Source organism: Pseudomonas sp. GM74 (assembly GCF_000282455.1).
GTDB lineage: Bacteria > Pseudomonadota > Gammaproteobacteria > Pseudomonadales > Pseudomonadaceae > Aquipseudomonas.
On sequence record NZ_AKJG01000173.1, the window covers coordinates 1 to 14,448 of the forward strand.

General features: G+C 59.0%; 12 protein-coding genes and 2 pseudogenes. 10 read left to right on the forward strand and 4 right to left on the reverse strand.

The genetic code is table 11. The features are described from left to right. Positions 1-128 precede the first annotated feature (128 nt). Both PMI34_RS00285 and PMI34_RS00280 read right to left on the reverse strand, forming a co-directional pair. Positions 129-599, reverse strand: a complete 471-nt coding sequence (locus tag PMI34_RS00285) for a MaoC family dehydratase (RefSeq protein ID WP_007995982.1) — start codon at positions 597-599, stop codon at positions 129-131. 42 nt (positions 600-641) lie between these two features. Beyond that, on the reverse strand, positions 642-1,586 hold the full coding sequence (locus PMI34_RS00280) for an alpha/beta hydrolase (protein WP_008054258.1): 945 nt from the start codon (positions 1,584-1,586) through the stop codon (positions 642-644). Positions 1,587-1,831: 245 nt separating this feature from the next. Between PMI34_RS00280 and fadD2 the strand changes: the two genes are divergently transcribed. Next, positions 1,832-3,520, forward strand: a complete 1,689-nt coding sequence (gene fadD2, locus PMI34_RS00275) for a long-chain-fatty-acid--CoA ligase FadD2 (RefSeq protein ID WP_008054260.1) — start codon at positions 1,832-1,834, stop codon at positions 3,518-3,520. Positions 3,521-3,904: 384 nt separating this feature from the next. Continuing rightward, positions 3,905-5,605, forward strand: coding sequence for a long-chain-fatty-acid--CoA ligase FadD1 (gene fadD1 / locus PMI34_RS00270; RefSeq protein ID WP_008054261.1), 1,701 nt, complete (start codon positions 3,905-3,907; stop codon positions 5,603-5,605). A gap of 180 nt (positions 5,606-5,785) precedes the next feature. Here fadD1 and PMI34_RS00265 read toward each other — a convergent pair whose 3' ends face one another. After that, on the reverse strand, positions 5,786-6,163 hold the full coding sequence (locus PMI34_RS00265) for a hypothetical protein (RefSeq protein WP_008054262.1): 378 nt from the start codon (positions 6,161-6,163) through the stop codon (positions 5,786-5,788). 354 nt (positions 6,164-6,517) lie between these two features. On the opposite strand from PMI34_RS00265, the gene PMI34_RS00260 reads away from it, so the two are divergent. Both PMI34_RS00260 and def read left to right on the forward strand, forming a co-directional pair. Beyond that, positions 6,518-7,474, forward strand: a complete 957-nt coding sequence (locus tag PMI34_RS00260) for a YihY/virulence factor BrkB family protein (protein ID WP_008054263.1) — start codon at positions 6,518-6,520, stop codon at positions 7,472-7,474. A 2-nt stretch (positions 7,475-7,476) separates the two neighbouring features. After that, positions 7,477-8,016, forward strand: a complete 540-nt coding sequence (gene def, locus PMI34_RS00255; protein ID WP_008054264.1) for a peptide deformylase — start codon at positions 7,477-7,479, stop codon at positions 8,014-8,016. A gap of 30 nt (positions 8,017-8,046) precedes the next feature. Here def and PMI34_RS00250 read toward each other — a convergent pair whose 3' ends face one another. Beyond that, positions 8,047-8,466: a GNAT family N-acetyltransferase gene (locus tag PMI34_RS00250; RefSeq protein WP_008054265.1), complete on the reverse strand. Its 420-nt coding sequence runs from the start codon at positions 8,464-8,466 to the stop codon at positions 8,047-8,049. 328 nt (positions 8,467-8,794) lie between these two features. Here PMI34_RS00250 and PMI34_RS00245 point away from each other — a divergent pair, with 328 nt between their 5' ends. The 6 genes and pseudogenes from PMI34_RS00245 to PMI34_RS29830 all read left to right on the forward strand — a co-directional run. Further along, positions 8,795-9,736, forward strand: a complete 942-nt coding sequence (locus tag PMI34_RS00245; protein WP_008054267.1) for a fatty acid desaturase — start codon at positions 8,795-8,797, stop codon at positions 9,734-9,736. A gap of 156 nt (positions 9,737-9,892) precedes the next feature. Next, entirely contained in the window at positions 9,893-10,684 is a 792-nt protein-coding gene (locus PMI34_RS00240; RefSeq protein ID WP_008054268.1) for a phosphate/phosphite/phosphonate ABC transporter substrate-binding protein, read from the forward strand. Between the two features lie 239 nt (positions 10,685-10,923). Further along, positions 10,924-11,472 (forward strand): sigma-70 family RNA polymerase sigma factor, encoded by a 549-nt coding sequence (locus tag PMI34_RS00235; RefSeq protein WP_008054269.1) that lies wholly within the window; start codon positions 10,924-10,926, stop codon positions 11,470-11,472. Then, positions 11,469-12,482 carry an ABC transporter substrate-binding protein gene (locus PMI34_RS00230; protein ID WP_008054271.1) on the forward strand — a complete coding sequence of 338 codons (1,014 nt, stop codon included), beginning with the start codon at positions 11,469-11,471 and terminating at the stop codon, positions 12,480-12,482. Before PMI34_RS00235 ends, PMI34_RS00230 begins: the two co-directional genes overlap by 4 nt. 571 nt (positions 12,483-13,053) lie before the next feature. Further along, positions 13,054-13,827: pseudogene (locus tag PMI34_RS29825) on the forward strand (PAS domain-containing protein); the annotation flags it as partial. Between the two features lie 138 nt (positions 13,828-13,965). Next, positions 13,966-14,373, forward strand: a pseudogene (locus PMI34_RS29830) (methyl-accepting chemotaxis protein); the annotation flags it as partial. Positions 14,374-14,448: the final 75 nt, after the last annotated feature.

Sequence of the window (14,448 nt, forward strand, 5' to 3'; positions counted from 1 at the left end):
TGGCTTAACTGATCGGCATTAGCCAACTAGCCTGGCGTTTTTTATGCGAACAGGAATTGCAAGATACTGCAGTAGTTGAGGTGCTGCGGGGACAGTGGCGAGGGGGCAAGCCCCCTTGCCACAGAGGGTTAGCCGATGCTGATCGCGGGCAGCGTGGTCAAGGTCACGCTTTGTTGCTTGCGTGGCGCAAGGATTTCCGCCTCGCCATCCACCACCAGTTCATCGCGCTGGTTGAACACGCGAGTGGCGATGCGCACGCGAAACTTCGGCAGTTTTTCCAGGATCTCCAGGCGCACGGTCAGGGTATCGCCGATCTTCACCGGTTTCTGAAAGCTCATTTGCTGGCCGATGTAGATGGTCCCCGGGCCAGGCAATTCGCAGGCGACCGCCGCGCTGATCAACGCGCCGCTGAACATGCCGTGGGCGATACGTTCCTTGAACATGGTGCTGGCGGCGTATTCGGCATCCAGGTGTACCGGGTTGTGGTCGCCGGACATCGCAGCGAACAACTGGATGTCGCGCTCTTCGACCGTCTTGCTGAAACTGGCGGTCTGGCCGACTTCGAGGGCTTCGTAAGGGGTGTTGGTAACCTGGGTCATCTGTCTCAATTCCTGTGACGAATTAAAAAATTCACAAAAAAACTATTCGGACCGGTGCGGCCGAGGAGCGCTCAAGGCCTGTGCGATCCAGTTCAGCACATCGGCGATGATTTCATCGCGGTTGCTCTCATTGAACAGTTCGTGCCGCGCCTGCGGGTAAACGGTCAGTTGCAGGTGCTGGTTGCCGGCCGCTCGCAGCGCGTCGGCCAGATTCTTGAGACGTTTGCCTTCGCTCACCGGATCACATTCGCCGCCAATCACCAGCAGCGGCAGGCCCGGGTCGATCTGGGCGAGATTGGACGCTTTGCTGATTTGCTGCAAGCCGCCGAGCAAATCGATCCACAGTTGATTGGTGCAACGGAAACCGCAGAGCGGGTCGTTGACGTACAGATCGACCTGAGCCGGATCACGGCTGAGCCAGTCGAATGGGGTGCGTGCCGGTTTGAATTTGTTGTTGAACGAGCCGAACGACAGCCATTCGATTAATGCGCTGCGTCCTTTGCGGCCCTGGCGCAAGCGTTCGAGGCGGGCGATTTGCCGCGCCGCGCGATAAAGCGCCACGGGCTGGAAGTTCGAGCCGCTGAGGATTGCCCCGTGCAGGCTGGCACTGTGGTGCAGCAGATAGGCCTGGGCGATATAACTGCCCATGCTGTGACCAAGCAGCACGATCGGGATGCCAGGGTGCTGCTGGCCGATGTGCTGGTTGAGGCTGGCCAGGTCGCTCACGACCTTGCACCAGCCATCGTCATCGGCGAAATGCCCGAGTGTCCCGTTTTCGGCAGTTTTGCCATGTCCACGCAGGTCCGGCGCGCACACGCCATAGCCCTGGTCACAGAGCTTTTGCGCCAGGGGGCCATAGCGGCCGCTGTGTTCGGCCATGCCGTGGGCCAGCAGAATCATTGCCTTGAGGCTGCCGTCGGGAAGCCACTGGTTGACGAAGAGGCGGCTGTGGTCGCTCGTGGTCAACCAGAAAGTGTCATGGATCATGGCGGTTCCTTTGCATGAGGCTGCTTGGTCTGAAACAGCTCGTTGCAGTTTATAGCGCATCCTTGGCTGGGCGTCTGATCAGCCTACGCCACGGCGAGTAGATTCATACGGTCAATGACGGCCGTGGGCATATTTGCCTGCTACGTCATAACTGCTAGTGTCCGTGAAGCTCCGCTTTTTGCATTTTTTTTGAAAAGTGACAGAAAAGTGGCCCCGGATAGATTCAGGTAAAGAGGACAAGAACAATGCAACCTGATTTCTGGAATGACAAACGCCCGGCCGGCGTACCCCTGGACATCGATCTGGGAACCTACAAGTCGGTAATCGAGGTGTTCGAGCGTTCCTGCAAGAAGTTTGCTGACCGCCCTGCGTTCAGCAACATGGGCGTGACCCTGACTTACGCCGAACTGGAGCGCCAGAGCGCTGCCTTCGCCGGCTACCTGCAAGCCCACACCGACCTGGTGCCCGGTGACCGCATCGCGGTGCAGATGCCCAACGTCCTGCATTACCCCATTGCCGTGTTCGGCGCCTTGCGCGCCGGGTTGATCGTGGTCAACACCAACCCGCTGTACACCGCGCGGGAAATGCGCCACCAGTTCAAGGACTCCGGTGCCCGGGCGCTGGTGTACCTGAACATGTTCGGCCAGAAAGTCCAGGAAGTACTCCCCGACACCGATATCCAGTACCTGATCGAAGCGAAGATGGGCGACCTGATGCCCACCGCCAAGGGGTGGCTGGTCAACACTGTGGTGAGCAAGGTCAAGAAGATGGTCCCGGACTATTCCTTGCCCCAGGCCGTTTCCTTCAAGAGCGCACTGCGCATGGGCTGTGGCCTGGGTATCAAGCCGCTGAAGGTCGGCCTCGACGACATCGCCGTACTGCAATACACCGGCGGCACCACGGGCCTGGCCAAGGGCGCGATGCTGACCCACGGCAACCTGGTGGCGAACATGCAGCAAGCGCGGGCTTGTCTCAGTCAGCATGGAAGTGACGGCCAGCCGTTGTTGCGCGAGGGCCAGGAGGTGATGATCGCGCCGCTGCCGCTGTACCACATCTATGCCTTCACCGCGAATTGCATGTGCATGATGGTGACGGGCAACCACAACGTGCTGATCACCAATCCACGGGACATCGCCGGCTTCATCAAGGAGTTGAAGAACTGGCGGTTCTCGGCGCTGCTGGGGCTCAACACGCTGTTCGTCGCGCTGATGGATCACCCGGACTTCAAGACCCTGGACTTCTCCAGCCTCAAGCTCACCAACTCCGGCGGCACTGCGCTGGTCAAGGCCACCGCCGAGCGTTGGGAGCAACTGACCGGTTGTCGCATCACCGAAGGTTACGGCCTGACCGAAACTTCGCCGGTGGCCTGCACCAACCCCTATGGCGACCAGTCGCGGATCGGCACGGTCGGCTTGCCGGTGCCGGGTACCACGCTGAAAGTCATCAGCGACGACGGCGTCGAGCAACCTTTGGGCGAGCGCGGCGAGTTGTGCATCAAGGGCCCGCAAATCATGAAGGGCTACTGGCAGAAACCCGAGGCCACGGCCGAGGTGCTGGATGCCGAGGGCTGGTTCAAGTCCGGTGACATTGCGGTGATCGACCCGGACGGTTTCGTGCGCATCGTTGACCGCAAGAAGGACATGATCATTGTCTCGGGCTTCAACGTGTACCCGAACGAGATCGAAGACGTTGTGATGGCTCACCCGAACGTCGCCAACTGTGCGGTCATCGGTGTGCCCGACGAGCGGTCGGGGGAGGCGGTGAAGCTGTTCGTGGTGGCCCGTGAAGCGGGCGTCAGCCTTGAAGAGTTGAAGGCTTACTGCAAGGAGAACTTCACGGCGTACAAAGTACCCAAGCACATCGTGCTGCGTGAGTCGCTGCCGATGACGCCGGTGGGCAAGATCCTGCGGCGGGAATTGCGTGATATTGCCTGATCGGTGAATGGCCGCGCTTCGCGCGGTTCGCGGGCAAGCCACGCTCCCACAGATTCACTGTTGCACACACACTTTGTGTACGACGCGAACCTTGTGGGAGCGGGCTTGCCCGCGATGCTTTTCGGCGTACGCTAGAACCCCGAATTCCGTGGCTTTCAGGACGTTATAGGTTTTTTGCTCTAAAATGACTGCTTGCAAGTCTTGAGTCACAATTGTGACCGTAGAGGCCGTTTTTGGCTCTAGTCGACCCTTGGCAAAGCTGCTACTCTCGGCGCGCTTTGTGACTTCTCGGCCTTCTATCAGCCAGATTCACCAATGGCCAAACACCAATAATAATCGCATCAAATGCGGTGCTGAATTCGCGTTGCTGAGGAGTGGGCTTCCATGATCGAAGACTTTTGGAAGGATAAGTACCCAGCTGGAATTGCTGCCGACATCAATCCAGACGAGTATCCGAATATTCAGGCAGTGTTGAAGCAATCCTGCCAACGCTTCGCCAACAAGCCGGCATTCAGCAACCTGGGCAAGACACTCACCTACGGTGAACTGTACGAATTGTCCGGTGCGTTTGCCGCTTACCTGCAACAGCATACCGATTTGCAGCCGGGCGATCGAATCGCCGTGCAACTGCCCAACGTGTTGCAGTACCCGGTAGCCGTCTTCGGTGCAATCCGCGCCGGGCTGATCGTGGTCAACACCAACCCGCTCTACACAGCGCGGGAAATGGAACACCAATTCAACGACTCCGGTGCCAAGGCCCTGGTCTGCCTGGCCAACATGGCGCACCTGGCGGAAACCGTGGTACCGAAAACCGGCGTCAAGCACGTGATCGTCACCGAAGTCGCCGACCTGCTGCCGCCGCTCAAGCGTCTGCTGATCAACAGCGTCATCAAGTACGTGAAGAAGATGGTGCCGGCCTATCACTTGCCAAAAGCCGTCAAGTTCAATGAAGTGCTGAGCAAAGGCATGGGCCAGCCAGTGGCGGAAGCCAGTCCGGCCAGCGGCGATGTCGCGGTACTGCAATACACCGGTGGCACCACAGGCGTGGCCAAGGGCGCGATGCTGACCCACCGCAACCTGGTGGCGAACATGCTGCAGTGCAAGGCGCTGATGGGTTCCAACCTTAATGAAGGTTGCGAGATCCTGATCACCCCGCTGCCGCTGTACCACATCTATGCCTTCACCTTTCATTGCATGGCGATGATGCTGATCGGCAACCACAACATCCTGATCAGCAACCCGCGTGACCTGCCGGCGATGGTCAAGGAACTGTCGAAGTGGAAGTTCAGCGGCTTCGTCGGTTTGAACACACTGTTCGTGGCCCTGTGCAACAACGAAGGCTTCCGCAAGCTGGACTTCTCCGCGCTGAAAGTCACCTTGTCGGGCGGCATGGCCCTGCAACTGGCCGCGGCCGAACGCTGGAAGGCAGTCACCGGTTGCGCCATCTGCGAGGGCTACGGCATGACCGAAACCAGCCCGGTGGCCACGGTCAACCCGATCCAGAACATCCAGGTCGGCACCATCGGCATTCCGGTGCCGTCGACCCTGTGCAAAGTCATCAACGATGCCGGTGTCGAACAACCGATGGGCGAAATCGGCGAACTGTGCGTGAAGGGCCCGCAGGTCATGAAGGGTTACTGGCAGCGCCAGGAAGCCACGGATGAAATCCTCGACAGCGAAGGCTGGTTGAAGACCGGTGATATCGCGCTGATCCAGCCAGATGGCTACATGCGCATTGTCGATCGCAAGAAAGACATGATCCTGGTCTCCGGTTTCAACGTGTACCCGAACGAACTCGAAGACGTGCTGGCTACCCTGCCGGGCGTGCTGCAATGCGCGGCCATCGGTGTGCCGGACGAGAAGTCGGGCGAGGCGATCAAGATTTTCATCGTCGCCAAGCCGGGCGTGACCCTGACCAAGGAACAGGTGATGGAGCATATGCGCGCCAACGTCACCGGCTACAAGGTCCCGCGCTCCGTGGAGTTCCGCGATGCATTGCCGACCACCAACGTCGGCAAGATCCTGCGTCGTGAATTGCGCGATGAAGAGTTGAAGAAGATCAACGCGAAGAAAGCCACCGCGTAATCAGCAAAAAGCCCCGCAGATGCGGGGCTTTTTTTTGTTTGTCTAAATGCTCGGTGGTGCCTGTCAGACCGCTTTCGCGAGCAAGCCCGCTCCCACATTTAACCGGGTTCCTCCAGGAGGAATGCGATCAAATGTGGGAGCGGGCTTGCTCCGGGCGGCGTTCCGACGAAGCTTTTGCTTTTATTGGCGAAACGGCGCGAAGTTGACGTTGGTGCCCGCCGGACGCATGTCCTGCAGGAAGGAGTCCTTGTCGGCGCTCAGTTCCAGGCTCAATGCCGCCTTGCGCTTGCCTTCATTGCGCACCACCAGGCCTTCGAGCTTCTCGCGCAGGAACACAGTCGGCACTTTCAGGTGCAACAACTCATCGGTGGCCGGCGTGTGCATCAGCAGGTGAATCCACTCGTACTGACCGATTGCAAGGCGCGTCACCGGGAGGTCGAACCACCAGATGTTGCGGTTACGGTTCAGTTCGGCGAAGTGGCAGTTGTTGACGCCAAGCACAGCACCGCCGAGTTCCTGGTTTCTGCGGGCAATGGCCTGCTTTTTATCGAGTTTCATAACGTTCCTACGGGATTGGATCTTCAGCGCCATGGCCTGAATGTGTTGCGCATTCTCAGGGGTTGGCCCGCAAACATAAAGCGCAACCTGCACTGAACGATGAAATGTCGTGGTGAAATAAATGAAACACCCTGCAAAAGCCCTCGGTCAACCTTGTGTATCGGCTTTCCTGAATTGAAATGTCTTTAATGAAAAGAAGATGCGGCCATCTTCAGATGGCCGTTTTTGTGTCAGCCTGAACTTGCACTCTGAATTTGTTTCAAAGTCGCCAACTGGGCTACCTTGATGAAAGAAAACAGCCCCTGAGTCGCCACGACTTCAACCCAAATCCGTATGCGGCGAATGGAGACGCGAATGATTTTTCCGGACATGAGAGGCTTGCCCCTGCACCGTGTGATGATGCGCACGGTCACCGAGTTCATCGCCGACGAGATGTCGACCTATGCCTCGGCGCTGGCCTATCAAATGCTGTTTTCGCTGTTTCCGTTCATCCTGTTCCTGATTGCCCTGATCGGCTTCCTGCATCTGCCCGACTTCTTCTCCTGGCTGCGCCTGCAATCGGAACTCGTATTGCCGCCCCAGGCGCTGGAACAGGTGAACCCGGTGATCGACCAGCTTCAGCAGTCCAAGGGGGGGCTGCTGTCAGTGGGTATCGTTATTGCGCTGTATACCGCCTCCGCCGGCGTGCGGCTGATGATGAGCGCGATGAACGCCGCCTACGACGTGGTAGAAGGGCGCCCATTGTGGAAACGCTTTCCGTTGTCGATCATCTACACCGTTGGCATTGCCGGCATGCTGCTGATCGCCGCGGCACTGATGGTGCTCGGGCCGCAGGTGATGGAGTGGATCGCTGCGCAAGTCGGCCTTGAGTACTTTATCGTCACCCTCTGGACCATCGCGCGCTGGCCGGTGATCGTGATTCTGATGATGGTCGCGGTGGCGTTGATCTACTACGTCATGCCCGACGTCAAACAGGAGTTTCGCTTCATCACCCCAGGCTCGGTGCTGGCGGTGGTCGTGTGGATCATCGCCTCCCTGGGCTTCGGTTTGTACGTCAAGGAGTTCGCCAACTACAACGCCATGTATGGCAGTATCGGTGCGATCATCGTGCTGTTGCTGTACTTCTACATTTCCGCCGCGGTGCTGCTGCTGGGCGCGGAAATGAATGCCGTGATCGAGCACATGTCACGAGAGGGCAAGGACCCTGGTGAAAAAGTGGCTGGCGAGCATGGTCCCGTCCATGAGGAAAAGCACCACGTGTCGGGGTTGGGCCGCGATCACTCACACAAACCGACCATTGATGAAACCTGATCATGATTCGTGAAATTCTGAAAATGGGCGATGAGCGCCTGCTGCGCATTGCCCCGCCCGTGCCGGCCGAGATGTTCGACAGCCCCGAGCTGTGGCAACTGATCGATGACATGTTCCAGACCATGGAAAGCGTGGGGGGCGTTGGCCTGGCCGCTCCGCAGATCGGCGTCGACCTGCAATTGGTGATCTTCGGCTTCGAGCACAGCGAGCGTTATCCGGATGCCGAGGCTGTGCCGCAGACGATCCTGATCAACCCGTTGATTACGCCGCTGAGCCCGATCCTGGAAGAGGGCTTCGAAGGCTGTTTGTCCGTGCCTGGCCTGCGTGGCGCGGTGCAGCGTTACCAGCAGATTCGCTACGAAGGCGTCGACCCCAAGGGCGAGCCCATCGTACGCATGGCTTCGGGGTTTCACGCACGGGTGGTACAGCATGAGTGCGATCACCTGATCGGCCGCTTGTACCCGTCGCGCATTACCGACTTCAGCAAGTTCGGCTTCACCGAGGTGATGTTCCCGGATCTGGATCCCAACGCCGACGACTAAAGCCACCGCCGCTCCCACATTCGATCCTCATCAGGCTTGAGCAGGCTCCAGCCCCATCGCAATCATCGGCTTGCTGCGGGCATAACGGCTCAACCGTTCAACCATCGCGTAAGGCATCGGCGGATCGAACGTAAACCCGCGTCGCTCATAAAACCCTCGCAAGTCCGGATGACAGAACAACCACACCGGCAGTTCGCACTCCTTCACCGCGGCCGCGATCAACCCGGCGGCAATCCCTTGTTCGCGACACCCCGGATCGACCAGCAAACCGGTCAGCCAATGCCCGCCGGACACCGGGCGCAAACATAGCGCGGCAACAATCTGGTCGCGCCGGGCCACCCACAGCTGCGCGTCGCGCACGGCTTTCATCGACGATTGGTGAGCGCGATAGAACTTGTTCATCAACGGCCATAACGGCTCGTCGAGCAGGGCGTATTGGGTGTCGGGCATGGTCTCGGACTGTCGGTGTGCAAGCGGGTGATTATAAAAGAACACGCGCGCCGGGATAGGTGTATACCTGATCTCACATCCCCATGAGAGGAGTACGCATCATGTCCAAAGGTATGGATTCAAAGAAAGCAGACAAGAAAAAGCCGGCGAAAACCGCTATCGAAAAGCGCGCCGACAAGAAAGCCAAAAAGCTCAATGTGTTCGGGCATTGAGCCTGCGCTGACCGATCGCTCCCGCGCAATGCGGGAGCGATCACATTGAAAATAATCTGCAAGAAATCCGGGCGTTGTTGCACAGAAGAGGATTGGTCCCCGATCCGAGCAATGCCATGCCTCATTATTTCGATGCCGCCCACCGAGAAGAAATCGAAACCCTGCGCCAGCGCGTCACCGCCCGCACCGAGTGGCCGACCTGGTTGCTGTTGATTGGCGTGTACAGCGCGTGGTTCGCCCTTGTTCTGGCCAGTGATTCATTGGGCCTGTGGTTGAGCACGTTGTTGCTGATTCCCGTGGTGGTGGTGTGGCTGTCGGTGCAGCACGAACTGCTGCACGGTCATCCGACCCGCTGGCCGCTGTTGAACAAAACCCTCGGCTACGCACCGTTTGCCGTCTGGTATCCCTACACCTTGTATCGCGACAGCCATTTGCTGCATCACCGCGATGAGGACCTGACCATCCCCGGTCGCGATCCGGAAAGCCGTTACCTGAATACCGAGCAGTGGCAGGGCAGTTCGTTGTTCGAACAAAGCCTGCACTGGTTGAACAAAACCGTACTCGGGCGCTTTCTGCTCGGTGCGCCATTCGCCTTGCTGACGCTGGCCCGGGAAGAACTGCAACGCCTGAAAAGCGGCGAGCGCCAGGCCTGGTTGATGTGGCTCAGCCATGGCGCCTTGACCCTGATGATGCTGCTGTTCATCGCGCGCTACAGCGTGTTGCCGGTGTGGCATTACCTGTTGCTGGTCAGCGTACCGGCGCTGTCGATTGCGATGATTCGCTCCTACTATGAACATCGACCTCACGCGGCGCCGGAGCAGCGCACCGTGCTCAATGAAGCGGCCTGGCCGTGGCGCTGGCTGTTCCTCAACCTCAATCTGCATTTGGTGCACCACGATTTGCCGGGGCTGCCCTGGTACGACTTGCCCCGCGCCTATCGGGCCCGCCGCGAGCAATGGCTGGCGCGCAGTGGTGGATTCCTGGTGCAGGGTTATGGGCAGCTGTGGCGTGAACATGGAGTGAAGGCCATCGACAGCCCGAGGCATCCGTTTCACTGATGCATAGATCACCTCCAAACCCTGTGGGAGCGGCGGTGCGACGATTCGACTTGCTCGCGAATGCGTCGTCTCTGCCAACATCAATGTTGAATGACACACCGCATTCGCGAGCAAGCCCGCTCCCACATTGGATTCACGCTGCTCTGGAACACTTCGATGACCCAACACATCGCCGAACTGCTGATGTACACCGCCCCCGAACCCATCCACCAGGCCAACGAACGCTGGCTGGCGCGAATCCTCGAGTATCTGGGCGAAACCCGCGGCGATGCCGAAGGCCTGTCACTGATGGATATGTGGTTGTCGCCGCATTTGCTGCTCACCCAAACCTGCGGTTATCCGCTGATGACAGCCTTGCGCGGCAAGGTTCGGGTGCTGGGGCGGCCGCGTTACGAGCTGCCGGACAGCAGTGGCGGCGATCACTGCAGCCTGATCCTGGGCCGCGTCGATGATCGGCGACAGACCTTGGCGGATTTTCGCCACAGCCGAGGGGTGATCAATGGTCAGGACTCCAACAGCGGCATGAATTTGCTGCGCCATCGGTTGGCGCCGTTGCAACGTGACGGGCAGTTTTTTGCGCAGGTCGGAATCAGCGGTAGCCATCGCGAAAGCCTGCGCTGGCTGCGCGAAGGCCTTGCTGATCTGGCGGCCATCGATAGCGTGACCTTTGCCTATCTGGCGCGCCATGCCGCAGAGGAGGTGGCCGCTTTGCGGCTGATTGCCCGCAGTGCGCCCAGTCCTGCCTTACCGTTCATTACCGCCGCGACGGTCAGCGATGAGCAGGCTGAAGAGCTCCTGCGGGTGATGAACCTGGCGTTGCGCGAACTGCCGGAGGTTGCCGAAACCCTCGGTTTGCCAGAGGTACTGCCCGCCAACGAAAGCGATTATCAGGTTGTGCTCGACTACCAGCGTGAGGCCGAGATGCTGGGGTATGGAGATTTGCGATAGGGCGCAAATGTTGGGTCGACAGGTCCATTTTTCGCGGGCAAGCCACGCTCCCACATGTACACCGAAACCCTGTGGGAGCGGGCTTGCCCGCGATGACGGACTGTCAGGCGCAAGTGATCTTTAATTCTTGATAGGAATATAAAAATAAGTTTTAAGTATTATTAATGAATAAGGCTCCTTGCTAGGATTCGCCTCACCGGACCACCGGACATTCAGCGACCCCTAACCCAGGAGCCCCTATGTCCGGCGCCGATATTCTTCATCGCAAATACGTGGACGGATTGTTCCGCGCCCACTACCACTGGCTCTGCACACGCCTGCGTCAGTCCCTGAACGATGCCTCCACTGTCGAAGACATTGCCGGCGAAACCTTCGTGCAACTGCTCCAGGCCCCAGGCCTGACGGCAATCCGTGAACCCCGTGCCTTGCTCACCACCATCGCCCGGCGCCTGCTCTATCAGCGTTGGCGTCGGGGTGACCTGGAGCGCCAGTACCTTCAGCAACTGCAACAGGCCGAGCCGATCCACGCCCAATCGCCGGAGGCACTGGCGCAGTTGTCCCAGACCCTGACCCGTGTGGATCTCAGTCTTCGGCGGCTGCCAGGCAAAGTTCGCTCGACCTTCCTGCTGTCGCGGATCGACGGCCTGACTTATCCGCAAATTGCCGCTGCGCTGGGCATCTCCCTGCGTTCAGTCAGCGACTACATGGCCCGTTCCCAGGCCCTGTGCGACCGGCACAGCGCCAACCAATCCCTGAACCGTCCCCTCCAGAACAAGAGGTCCGCATGAGATCGATCAAAACCCTGCTCGGCAGTTCGCTGCTAGCCCTGAGCCTGTTGTCCCACCCGGCATCGGCCACGGAAAAAGCGGCGCCTATCCATTTTGGCGACATCACTTGGGAAAGCGGCAGCCTCATCACCGAGATCCTGCGCCTGATCGTTGAAAAAGGTTACGGCTACCCGACCGACACGCTGCCGGGCAGCACCGTCAGCCTGGAAGCGGCGCTGGCCAAAAACGATATCCAGGTCATCGGTGAAGAGTGGGCCGGACGCAGCCCGGCCTGGGTCAAGGCTGCCGCCGAGGGCAAGGTATTCGGCCTCGGCGATACGGTCAAAGGCGCCACCGAGGGTTGGTGGGTGCCGGAGTACGTGATCAAGGGTAACCCCGAGCGCGGCATCAAGCCCTTGGCTCCGGAACTGAAATCCGTTGCTGACCTGGCGAAATACAAGGACGTGTTCCGCGACCCTGAAGACCCGAGCCGCGGACGCTTCCTCAACAGCCCGACCGGCTGGACCTCGGAGATCGTCAACAGCCAGAAACTCAAGGCCTACGACCTGACCGAAAGCTTCGTCAATTTCCGCACCGGTTCCGGCGCGGCGCTGGATGCAGAGGTGGCGTCGTCGATCCGCCGTGGCAAACCGGTGCTGTTCTACTACTGGTCGCCGACGCCGCTGCTGGGGCGCTTCAAACTGGTGAAACTCGACGAGCCGCCGTTCGACGCCGAAGCCTGGAAAACCTTGGCCGACGCCAACAACCCGAACCCCAAAGGCACGCGCTCGATGCCTGCCAGCCTGGCTATCGGCGTGTCGGCACCGTTCAAGGTGCAATATCCGGAGCTGGTGACGTTCTTCGAAAAAGTTGATTTGCCGATTGATTTGCTGAACCAGACCTTGGGCCAGATGAGCGAAAAACGGCAAAAACCCCGGGAAGTCGCCGAAGCGTTTTTGCGTGAGCAACCGCAGGTGTGGAAGGGCTGGGTGCCGGGGGAGGTGGCCTCCAGGGTGAGTGCCAGCTTGTAGTTTTGTGGTGCCTGGAAGGTAGCCATCGCGAGCAAGCTCGCTCCCACATTGGATCTGTTGTGCCCACACAACCCGTGGTCAGCAGAGATCCCCTGTGGGAGCGAGCTTGCTCGCGATGCGATTTGAAGTCTTACGCCAATTCGGCAGCCAACGCCGCTTTCACCGTCGGTCGCTGAATCGATTTTGTCCTCGATGATGGCATACTAATGGCCTTGCAAACCCAAGGTGGCTGTCTATGATCAGCTGTAACTAACTATGTCGACCGTGATGGGGCGGTCGATGTATTGGCGAAAGAGTGCGCAATCGAAGGCGCCGACACTTGATGACAGGGAGCCGTGCGCTAAATGGACTTTGATTCGAATCTGTTAGGGCTGGCCCGCATGCGGGCTATCAAGAGAAGGATGTCTTGATGAGAGTGCCAATTTAGGACCCTCCGATTGATCATCATTTATCACCTGACGAGTCCTTCTTTTTGGAGGGATGCGTGTGCCTGTTCCATGGAACGTAGTGGTGGATGTGAAAGACCTGCAACTTTCATCAATCAAAAAACCGCGCTGAAGGTGATACAACAATGTTCAACCTACATCACAAGGCTGACCTGCTGGAAATCGAACGCTTCAGCTGTGCGCTGACTGAGGCTAACGCCAAGTTGGCGGCGATCAGTCGTTCGATGGCGATGATTGAATTCACCCCCGACGGCATCGTCATCGATGCCAACGAAAACTTTTGCAATGCCATGGGCTACAGCGCCGACGAAGTGCGCGGCAAGCATCACCGGGTCTTTTGTGAAGAACAGTATTACCGCAGCGACGAGTACACCAAGTTGTGGCGTGACCTGGCGCAGGGCGAGCCGCTGAGCGGGACCTTTTTGCGCTTGCACAAAAGTGGCCGGGAGATCTGGCTCGAAGCCAGTTACATGCCGGTGCTGGGCCCCGACCGTCAGGTGAGAAGTGTGATCAAGGTGGCCACCGATATCACTGCCCGGGTCAACAGGGAACACGAAAACGAAAGCAGGCTCGCCGCGATCGGCCGCTCAATGGCCGTGATCGAATTCACGCCCGAAGGCAAGGTCATCAGCGCCAACGAGAACTTCCTGAAAACCATGCAGTATTCGCTAAACGAAGTGGTAGGGCAGCATCACAGTCTGTTCTGCCACCGTGCCGAAGCCGAGTCCCAGGGGTACCGGAATTTCTGGGCTTCGCTCAATCGCGGCGAATATCACTCCCATCGTTTCGAACGCAGGAACAAGCAGGGTCAGACGATATTCCTGGAGGCGTCCTACAACCCGTTGTTCGACGCCAAGGGGCGGTTGTACAAAGTGGTCAAGTTCGCCAGCGACATCACCCACCAGATGACCACCCTGCAAACCGCCGCAGAATCGGCCCACAGCACTTCGGTGCAAAACGACGTCTGTGCGCGCAAGGGGTCCGAGGTGGTGCAGCAGACGGTGCAGATCATCCAGGACATTTCCCGGGACTTGAACGAGGCGGCACTGAGCATCGACGCCGTGAGCAAACAGTCCGACATCATCGGCACCATCGTGCAGACCATCCGCGGCATTGCCGATCAGACCAACCTGCTGGCGCTCAACGCGGCAATTGAAGCGGCTCGGGCCGGTGAACACGGGCGCGGGTTTGCGGTAGTGGCCGATGAAGTGCGCAGCCTCGCGGCGCGTACCAGTCAGGCGACGCTGGAGATCGTCGAGGTGGTGCGCAAGAACCACGACTTGTCGCTGAGCGCGGTGTCGAGCATGCAATCGAGTCTGAGCCGTACCGGGCTCGGGGTTGAGTTGGCGAACGAGGCGGGGGAGGTGATCCTGGAAATCCAGCAGGGTTCGCGGCATGTGGTGGATGCGATCAGCCAGTTCAATTCGACGTTGCAACTGAACTAGTCGTGGCAAATGAAAAAGGGTCCCGGTAGAGGGTAACGCCAGCCAGTCAAGCGCTAATGCGATCTGTAGCAGCTG

What these genes read in the sequence shown, in the direction of transcription:
- def (WP_008054264.1), top strand. Translation starts at nt 7,477, where the DNA reads ATGATTCGTGAAATTCTGAAAATGGGCGATGAGCGCCTGCTGCGCATT.
- PMI34_RS00260 (WP_008054263.1), top strand. Translation starts at nt 6,518, where the DNA reads ATGATTTTTCCGGACATGAGAGGCTTGCCCCTGCACCGTGTGATGATG.
- PMI34_RS00245 (WP_008054267.1), top strand. Translation starts at nt 8,795, where the DNA reads ATGCCTCATTATTTCGATGCCGCCCACCGAGAAGAAATCGAAACCCTG.
- fadD2 (WP_008054260.1), top strand. Translation starts at nt 1,832, where the DNA reads ATGCAACCTGATTTCTGGAATGACAAACGCCCGGCCGGCGTACCCCTG.
- PMI34_RS00280 (WP_008054258.1), bottom strand. Translation starts at nt 1,586, where the DNA reads ATGATCCATGACACTTTCTGGTTGACCACGAGCGACCACAGCCGCCTC.
- fadD1 (WP_008054261.1), top strand. Translation starts at nt 3,905, where the DNA reads ATGATCGAAGACTTTTGGAAGGATAAGTACCCAGCTGGAATTGCTGCC.
- PMI34_RS00240 (WP_008054268.1), top strand. Translation starts at nt 9,893, where the DNA reads ATGACCCAACACATCGCCGAACTGCTGATGTACACCGCCCCCGAACCC.
- PMI34_RS00230 (WP_008054271.1), top strand. Translation starts at nt 11,469, where the DNA reads ATGAGATCGATCAAAACCCTGCTCGGCAGTTCGCTGCTAGCCCTGAGC.
- PMI34_RS00265 (WP_008054262.1), bottom strand. Translation starts at nt 6,163, where the DNA reads ATGAAACTCGATAAAAAGCAGGCCATTGCCCGCAGAAACCAGGAACTC.
- PMI34_RS00250 (WP_008054265.1), bottom strand. Translation starts at nt 8,466, where the DNA reads ATGCCCGACACCCAATACGCCCTGCTCGACGAGCCGTTATGGCCGTTG.
- PMI34_RS00235 (WP_008054269.1), top strand. Translation starts at nt 10,924, where the DNA reads ATGTCCGGCGCCGATATTCTTCATCGCAAATACGTGGACGGATTGTTC.
- PMI34_RS00285 (WP_007995982.1), bottom strand. Translation starts at nt 599, where the DNA reads ATGACCCAGGTTACCAACACCCCTTACGAAGCCCTCGAAGTCGGCCAG.